The 1,259-nt window shown below is 65.8% G+C and carries 1 protein-coding gene; it reads left to right on the top strand.

Annotated elements, in window-relative coordinates; genetic code table 11:
* Nucleotides 1-67 precede the first annotated feature (67 nt).
* Nucleotides 68-1,233 (top strand): IS3 family transposase gene (locus ODR01_RS25190; protein ID WP_316980471.1). Its coding sequence is split into 2 segments (ribosomal slippage): nt 68-320 and nt 320-1,233, totalling 1,167 coding nucleotides; the frame shifts between segments, so codons are not numbered across the junction.
* Nucleotides 1,234-1,259: the final 26 nt, after the last annotated feature.

Below are 1,259 nucleotides of genomic sequence, written 5' to 3'. Positions count from 1 at the left end.
CTGACGTGAGACCGGAAAATTCCTCCAAGAATGGGTAGAGTCCGTCGCAAAACGAGGAGACGGATGAATGAAGCGGAGCCGGTTCACGGAAGAACAGATCATCGGCATCCTTCGGGAGCAGGAGGCCGGGGGAAAGACGGCGGATGTATGCCGCCGCCATGGGGTCAGCGAGGCGACCTTCTACAAGTGGAAGGCCAAGTACGGGGGGCTTGAGGTGTCGGAGGCCCGGCGGCTGAAGGCGCTGGAGGCGGAGAACGCCCGGCTGAAGAAGCTGCTGGCCGAAGCGATGCTGGACAACGCCATGTTGAAGGACGTCGCCGCAAAAAAATGGTGACGCCCGCAGCTGTGCGGCAGGCCGTCGCCCACCTGCGTGACGTCCATGGGGTGAGCGAGCGGCGGGCGTGTTCGGTGCTGGATGCGGATCGTTCGTCGGTGCGTTACCGGTCGCGGCGGCCGGACGACGGCGAGATCCGAACGCGGCTGCGGGAGTTGTCGCGGCAGCGGCGGCGGTTCGGCTATCGGCGTCTCCATCTTTTGCTGGCCCGGGAGGGCCTTGTCATGAACCAGAAGAAGCTGCGGCGGCTCTACGCCGAGGAAAAGCTCCAGGTCCGCCGCCGGGGTGGACGCAAGAGGGCCTTGGGAACGCGGGCGCCGATGACGATCCCGCAGGGGCCGAACCAGCGCTGGTCGCTGGATTTCGTGGCCGATACCTTTGCCGACGGCCGGCGCTTCCGCATCCTGGCCGTGGTCGACGACTTCACCCGGGAATGCCTGGCGCTGGTGGCCGACACCTCGCTGTCGGGCATCCGCGTCGCCCGCGAACTGGATGGCTTGATCATCGGCCGCGGCAAGCCGCTGATGATGGTCAGCGACAACGGCACGGAACTGACCAGCATGGCGATCCTGCGCTGGTCCCAGGACCGCCGCGTCGAATGGCACTATATCGCCCCCGGCAAGCCCATGCAGAACGGCTTCGTCGAGAGTTTCAACGGGCGCCTTCGGGACGAGTGCATGAACGAGACGCTGTTCATCTCGCTCCCCCACGCCAAGGCCGTTCTGGCCGCCTGGCGGGACGACTACAACCATGTGCGGCCGCATTCCGGCCTCCACGGCGCCACGCCGGCGGAAGCTGCCGCACGAGCCGCGACGCAAAAAGGGCCGGGGCATGCCCCGGCCCTTCTTGCCATCACCGCCCATATCGGGCATCAACACCATCCTGGGCTCTACCTATGACCGGAGGAAACTTCGGTCTCATGTCA

Source organism: Shumkonia mesophila (assembly GCF_026163695.1).
Taxonomy (GTDB): domain Bacteria; phylum Pseudomonadota; class Alphaproteobacteria; order Rhodospirillales; family Shumkoniaceae; genus Shumkonia; species Shumkonia mesophila.
Note: the sequence above shows the minus strand (reverse complement) of the source record. Positions and strands in the feature narration are given on the sequence as shown.